6 protein-coding genes are annotated in these 6,904 nt (G+C 66.8%); 1 reads left to right on the top strand and 5 read right to left on the bottom strand.

Annotated features, from left to right (window positions below; translation table 11 throughout):
* The 5 genes from I73_RS15625 to I73_RS15645 form a co-directional block, all read right to left on the bottom strand.
* A partial coding sequence (locus I73_RS15625) for an acetyl-CoA C-acyltransferase (RefSeq protein WP_022981473.1) occupies nt 1–797 on the bottom strand: 797 nt, incomplete at its 3' end.
* Nucleotides 798–826: 29 nt separating this feature from the next.
* Nucleotides 827–3,208, bottom strand: coding sequence for a 3-hydroxyacyl-CoA dehydrogenase/enoyl-CoA hydratase family protein (locus tag I73_RS15630; protein WP_022981474.1), 2,382 nt, complete (start codon nt 3,206–3,208; stop codon nt 827–829).
* A 44-nt stretch (nt 3,209–3,252) separates the two neighbouring features.
* A complete protein-coding gene (locus I73_RS15635) occupies nt 3,253–3,693 on the bottom strand; it encodes a DUF2147 domain-containing protein (protein ID WP_022981475.1) in 441 nt (146 codons plus the stop codon).
* Between the two features lie 42 nt (nt 3,694–3,735).
* Nucleotides 3,736–5,526, bottom strand: a complete 1,791-nt coding sequence (locus tag I73_RS15640) for an acyl-CoA dehydrogenase C-terminal domain-containing protein (RefSeq protein WP_022981476.1) — start codon at nt 5,524–5,526, stop codon at nt 3,736–3,738.
* A 49-nt stretch (nt 5,527–5,575) separates the two neighbouring features.
* Nucleotides 5,576–6,292: a TetR/AcrR family transcriptional regulator gene (locus I73_RS15645; protein WP_040500484.1), complete on the bottom strand. Its 717-nt coding sequence runs from the start codon at nt 6,290–6,292 to the stop codon at nt 5,576–5,578.
* Between the two features lie 208 nt (nt 6,293–6,500).
* On the opposite strand from I73_RS15645, the gene I73_RS28275 reads away from it, so the two are divergent.
* A partial coding sequence (locus I73_RS28275; RefSeq protein ID WP_022981478.1) for an HNH endonuclease occupies nt 6,501–6,904 on the top strand: 404 nt, incomplete at its 3' end.

The raw sequence follows: 6,904 nt of genomic DNA on the forward strand, positions 1-6,904 counted from the left end.
GCCAGGATCAGCGCACCGGCGCCGTCGCTGGTCTGCGAGCTGTTGCCGGCGGTGACGCTGCCCTGGCGGGCGAACACCGGGCGCAGCTTGCCCAGGCCTTCCAGGCTGGTGTCGGGACGCGGGCCTTCGTCCAGGCTGACGGTGCGGGTGGTGTAGCTCACCTCGCCGGTGGCCAGATCGGGCACGCGCTGGATGATGTCCACCGGGCAGATCTCGTCGGCGAACTCACCGGCCTGCTGGGCCTTGATGGCACGCTGGTGCGAGGCCAGGGCAAAGGCGTCCTGGTCTTCGCGGCTGACCTTCCAGCGCTCGGCCACCTTCTCGGCGGTCAGGCCCATGCCGTAGGCGATGCCCACGTTTTCGTCCCGGGTGAAGATCTCGGGGTTGAAGGCCGGCTTGTTGCCGCCCATGGGCACCATGCTCATCGACTCGGCACCGCCAGCGATCATCACATCGGCCTCGCCGACGCGGATGCGGTCGGCGGCCATCTGGATGGCGGTGACGCCCGAGGCGCAGAAGCGGTTGACGGTGACGCCGCCGACGCTGTGCGGCAGGCCCGCCAGGGCCACCGCGATGCGGGCGAAGTTCATGCCCTGCTCACCTTCGGGGAAGGAGCAGCCGATCACGGCATCCTCGATCGCCTTCGGGTCCAGCGTGGGCACCTGGGCCAGCGCGGCCTGGATGGCGCGCACCAGCAGGTCGTCCGAGCGGGTGTTCTTGAAGTAGCCCCGGCCGGACTTGCCGATCGGGGTGCGGGTGGCCGCCACGATGTAGGCGTCTTGCACTTGCTTGCTCATGTCGATTCCTTGTCAGCGTGGGACGGCCATCAGTTGCGCACAGGCTTGCCGGTCTGCAGCATGCCCATGATCCGTTCCTGGGTCTTGGGGTGCTCCAGCAGGCCGCAGAAGTGCTTGCGCTCCAGCGCCATCAGGTATTCCTCGGTCACCGGGGTGCCGGGGTCCACGTCACCGCCGCACAGCACGTCGGCGATCAGGCTGGCGATGTGGAAGTCATGCTGGCTGATGAAGCCGCCGTCGCGCATGCCCACCAGGGTGGCCTTGATGGTGGCCAGCACGGTGCGGCCGGCCGCGGCGAAGGGCTTGGCCACCGGCGGACGGTAACCCGCGGCCGCCAGGGCCTTGGCCTGGCTGATGGCGACAAACAGCAGCTCGTCCTTGTTCGGCACGACGATGTCGCTGTCCAGCAGGTAGCCCAGCTTGCGCGATTCCAGCGCGCTGGTGCCCACCTTGGCCATGGCCGCGGCCTGGAAGCCTTCCTTCAGGAAGTTCAGCACATAGCTGTCCGGCGCGCTGGCCGCGCCTTCGGCGGCACGGCGGGCGATGTAGGTCAGGCCGCCGCCGCCCGGCAGCAGGCCCACGCCCACTTCCACCAGGCCCATGTAGCTTTCCATGGCCGCCACGCGCTGGCTGCAATGCACCGCCAGCTCGCAGCCACCACCCAGCGCGATGCCGCGCACGGCCGCGATGGTGGGCACCTGGGCGTAGCGGAAGCGCAGCATCATGTCCTGCAGCTTCTTCTCTTCCGGCGCGATGCCCTTGGCACCCTTGGCCATGAAGACCGGCATCAGGGCTTCCAGGTTGGCACCGGCGGAGAACACGTCGTCCGGCGACCAGACCACCAGGCCCTGGTAGCCTTCCTCGGCGATCTCCAGCGCCTTGAGCAAGCCCTCGGTCACGGTCGGGCTGATCAGGTGCAGCTTGGCGGTGATGCTGGCGATGACGACTTCGCCGTCCAGCGTCCAGACGCGCACTTCGTCGTTCTTGAACAGCTCGGTGCCGCTCTTGAGCGGATCGACCGCACCGCTGCCCAGCACGGCCTCGGGGAAGTACTGGCGCTGGTAGACCGGCAGGTTCGAACGCGGGATGTAGCTGCCCTTGGAGGCCGACCACAAACCTTCGGGCGTGTGCACGCCGTCCCGACCATCGAACACCCAGGCCGGCAGCGGGGCGCTGCACAGGGCCTTGCCGGCGTCGATGTCGGCCTTGACCCACTCGGCCACCTGCTTCCAGCCGGCTTCCTGCCACAGCTCGAACGGGCCCTGCTTCATGCCGAAGCCCCAGCGCATCGCGAAGTCCACCTCGCGGGCGCTCTCGGCGATCTCGGCCAGGTGCACGGCCACGTAGTGGAAGGAGTCGCGCAGGATGGCCCACAGGAACTGGGCCTGCGGGTTGCTGGATTCACGCAGCAGCTTCAGGCGCTCGGCAGCGGGCTTCTTCAGGATGCGGTCGACGATCGGGTCGGCCTTGGCGCCGCTTTCCACATAAGTGCCGGTGGCCGGGTCCAGGCGCAGGATGGCCTTGCCGTCCTTCTTGAAGAAGCCGGCCTTGGTCTTCTGGCCCAGGGCGCCCTTCTCGATCAGCGCGGCCAGCACCTTGGGGGTGGCGTAGCTGCCGTAGAAGGGGTCGTCCTTCAGGTTGTCCTGCAGGGTCTTGATGACGTGGGCCATGGTGTCCAGGCCCACCACGTCGGCGGTGCGGAAGGTGCCGGAGCTGGCGCGGCCCAGCTTCTTGCCGGTCAGGTCGTCCACCACGTCATACGTCAGACCAAACGCCTCGGCCTCGTGGATGGTCGCCAGCATGTTGGCGATGCCCACGCGGTTGGCCACGAAGTTCGGGGTGTCCTTGGCCCGCACCACGCCCTTGCCGACGGTGGTGGTGACGAAGGTCTCCAGCTGGTCCAGGTACTTGGCCTCGGTGGTCGGGGTCGGGATCAGCTCCACCAGGTACATGTACCGCGGCGGGTTGAAGAAGTGGATGCCGCAGAAGCGCGGCTTGATCGACTCGGGCAGGGCCTCGGCCAGCTTGGTGATCGACAGGCCCGAGGTGTTGGACGCCAGGATGGCGTGCGGCGCCACGAAGGGGGCGATCTTGTGGTACAGGTCCAGCTTCCAGTCCATGCGCTCGGCGATCGCCTCGATCACCAGGTCGCAGTCCTTGAGCAGGTCCAGGTGCTCTTCGTAGTTGGCCGGCGTGATGCGCGCGGCGTCCTCGGCCACGCCCAGGGGCGCCGGCTTGAGCTTCTTGAGGTTGTCGATGGCCTTGAGCGCGATGGCGCTCTTGGGGCCTTCCTTGGCGGGCAGGTCGAACAGCACGACCGGCACCTTGACGTTGACCAGATGGGCGGCGATCTGCGCGCCCATCACGCCGGCGCCGAGCACGGCGACCTTGCGGACTTGGAATCGACTCACTTGAATCTCCAGAAGTAGAGGGAACGAGGCTGGCGTCGACTCGATCACTCGAGGCGAATCCACTCTTGGGTCTTGAAGAACGGCCCGAAGTAGCCGCGGACCTGCAATTTCTTCCCGCCGTCAATCACCTTGAGGCGCAACCGGTACAGCTTGCCCTCCTCGGGCTTCAGGATCTGGGTGTCTCCCCAGGTGTCCTGCTCATCTGCGTCCTGCTTGGCGCCCGAAAAGATGGTCATCCCGATGATGGGCTTGCCCTTGCGGTCGTCGGTGCACTTGTCGCACTTGGCATCCTGCTTGGAAGGATCGAGGACCTTCTCCACCTTTCCCTGCAGGTGACCGGTGCCGTCGTCGGAAATCCGCACATACGACTTCTCTTTGTGGGTTTCGTCGTCGATGGTCTTCCACAGTCCCACGGGACTGCTTTGGGCCCAGGCACCGCCGGCCACCAGGGCCAGAGTTGCCACCATCAGCTTGATCGGATTCATCGCATTTGTCTCCTCAGGGCGGTGTGACAGGGAAGGCCAGGATCAGAACAGCGCTTCGTCCATGGCCGTCAGCGGGGCCAGGCCCGCACGGCAGGTGCGGATCAGGCTGGCCGTCTCGGGCAGCAGCTTGGCGAAGTAGAAGCGGGCCGTGGCCAGCTTGGCGGTGTAGAACGGGTCGCCGCTGTCCTTCTTGGCCAGCGCGATCTTGGCCATGCGGGCGAACATGTAGGCGAAGGTCAGGTGGCCGACCACGCGCAGATAGTCCACGGCCGCGGCACCCACCTCGTCGGCGTTGCCCATGGCCTTCATGCCCACTTCCATGGTCAGCTTGGTGACCTTGTCGCCCAGGTCGGCCAGCGGGTTGATGAATTCCTGCATCTCTTCGTAGACGCCCTGGTCTTCGACGAACTCGGCGATCTTCTTGCCCAGCTTCTTGAGCTTCTTGCCGTTGTCGGCCAGCACCTTGCGGCCCAGCAGGTCCAGCGACTGCACGGTGTTCGTGCCTTCGTAGATCATGTTGATGCGGGCGTCGCGGACGTACTGCTCCATGCCCCATTCGTGGATGAAGCCGTGGCCGCCGTAGACCTGCATGCAGTGCGAGGTGGCGATCCAGCCGTTGTCGGTGATGAAGGCCTTGATGATCGGGGTCAGCAGGGCGACTTCATCGGCGGCCTCGGCGCGCACCTCGGCGTCCGGGTGCTTGAGTTCCTTGTCCAGCTGGATGACGGTGTAGGTGGCCAGGGCGCGGGCGCCTTCGGCGTAGGCGCGGGCGGTCAGCAGCATCTTGCGCACATCGGGGTGCACGATGATCGGGTCGGCCGCCTTCTCGGGGGCCTTGGGGCCCGACAGGGCACGCATCTGCAGGCGGTCCTTGGCGTAGGCCACGGCATTCTGGTAGGCCACCTCGGTCAGGCCCAGAGACTGCATGCCCACGCCCAGGCGGGCGGCGTTCATCATCACGAACATGGCCTGCAGACCCTTGTGGGGCTGGCCGACCAGCGTGCCCACGGCGCCGTCCAGGATCATCTGGCAGGTGGCGTTGGCGTGGATGCCCATCTTGTGCTCCAGGCCGCCGCAGTAGATCGGGTTGCGCTCGCCCAGCGAACCATCGGCCTTGACCATGAACTTGGGCACCACGAACAGCGAGATGCCCTTGGAACCGGCGGGCGCGTCCGGCAGGCGGGCCAGCACCAGGTGGACGATGTTCTCGACCATGTTGTGCTCGCCGGCCGAGATGAAGATCTTCTGGCCGGTGATCTTGTAGCTGCCGTCGGCCTGCGGTTCGGCCTTGGTGCGCAGCAGGCCCAGGTCCGTGCCGCAGTGCGGCTCGGTCAGGCACATGGTGCCGGTCCACTCGCCGCTGACCAGCTTGGGCAGGTAGGTCTTCTTCTGCTCGTCGGTGCCGTGCGCGTGCAGGGCCTCGTAGGCGCCGTGGCTCAGGCCGGGGTACATCGTCCAGGCCTGGTTGGCGCTGTTGAGCATCTCGTAGAAGCTCTGGTTAATGGTGTGGGGCAGGCCCTGGCCACCGTACTCAGGGTCGCAGGACAGCGCCGGCCAGCCGCCTTCGACGTACTGGGCATAGGCTTCCTTGAAGCCCTTGGGCGGGGTCACCTCGTGGGTGCTCTTGTCCAGCGCGCAGCCTTCGGCGTCGCCGGTGATGTTCAGCGGGAACACGACCTGCGAAGCGAACTTGCCACCCTCTTCCAGCACGGCATTGATGGTGTCGGCATCCACCTCGGCGAACTCGGGGATGTCCTTGAACTCGCTGACGACATCGAACAGCTCGTGCAGCACGAACTGCATGTCACGCAGGGGCGGGTTGTACTGGGGCATGGAACTCTCCTGAAAGGCCGGGGCGGGAAAAGGCGGGTGAAGGGACGACTCAGCGGCGCTTGCGCGCAGCCGGAGCAGCAGAGGAGGCCGTGGCCGCCTCGCCGGCCGCCGCGCGGGGCGACGTGGGCAGGGCGTAATTGGCCAGGATGCGGTCGAAGCCCTTGCGGGCACGGTCGATCGCGTTGGGCAGACGCAGGAAACGGGCGTCGTGATGCAGAACCAGGATCAGGCCGTGCATCTCGAACAGGATCTGTGCGGCGTCCACGTCCGAACGCAACTGGCCGGCATCGGCCGCCAGGCGGATGGCGCGCGCCAGCGCGTTGTGCCAGGCCAGCACCATGGCCGCCAGCGCGTCGCGCACCGGGCCGGGCCGGTCATCGAACTCCACCGCGCCGCTGATGTAGATGCAGCCGGAATCCAGTTCCTTGGACACGCGGCGCACCCAGTTCTCGAACAGGGCGCGCAGGCGCGGCAGGCCACGCGGCTCGCGCAGCGCAGGAAAAAACACCTCTTCCTCGAACTTCGTGTGATATTCGCGGATGACGGAGATCTGCAATTCTTCGCGGGAGCCGAAGTGGGCGAACACGCCCGACTTGCTCATGCCGGTCACTTCGGCCAGCGCCCCGATGGACAGGCCCTCCAGCCCCATGTGCGAGGCCAGGCCCAGCGCCGCGTCCAGGATGGTGGCGCGGGTCTGCTGCCCCTTGTGGAGGGTGCGGTTGCCGGTGCTGCGGCGGGGAGTGGTGTCGGTCGTCACGGCGCTGATTATGAAACGAACGGTCGTGCTATTTTGCAGATTTTTCAGGAAAGCGCATCGGGATTACCCGGGGACCCCTGGAGAGATCTGCCACGCAGGCCGGCGTTCCCAGGCTGTCACAGCGGGTTTGCACTGATTTGACAGAGGCACCACACCCGCGCTTGAGCCTGTCACCGACGACGCGCTATGCTCGGCAGTTGAAGGAGTCGGCCACATCATGGATGTGTTGCAGCTGGACGTGTCGGGGCGCCCCCAGGCGTGGGTGACGGTCAAGGAAGCCGCCATCCTCTACGCCAGTGACGCCATTGCCTGGACCCTGGGCGAGGCTTGCCATGTGATGCGCGGCGGTGTGCAGCGCGCCACGGGCCTGCAGTCGCGCATCGAGGTCCATTCCATCATCGCGGTGCGCGGGGCGGTGCCCTCGCGGGCCTGGCGCAGCAGCCCGGCCATGACCAACCCCAAGCTCTTCGCCCGGGACCGCTTCGTCTGCGCCTACTGCGGCGCCCGCTTCGCGGCGGACGACCTGACGCGCGAGCACATCATCCCCGTCTCGCGCGGCGGGGCGGACAGCTGGATGAACTGCATCACCGCCTGCCGGGGCTGCAACGGGCGCAAGGGCAA

The organism is Ideonella sp. B508-1 (assembly GCF_000333615.1).
GTDB lineage: Bacteria > Pseudomonadota > Gammaproteobacteria > Burkholderiales > Burkholderiaceae_C > Ideonella.

Excerpts from the sequence above, each read along its gene's own strand:
- I73_RS15635 (WP_022981475.1), bottom strand. The coding sequence starts at position 3,693 with ATGAATCCGATCAAGCTGATGGTGGCAACTCTGGCCCTGGTGGCCGGC.
- I73_RS15640 (WP_022981476.1), bottom strand. The coding sequence starts at position 5,526 with ATGCCCCAGTACAACCCGCCCCTGCGTGACATGCAGTTCGTGCTGCAC.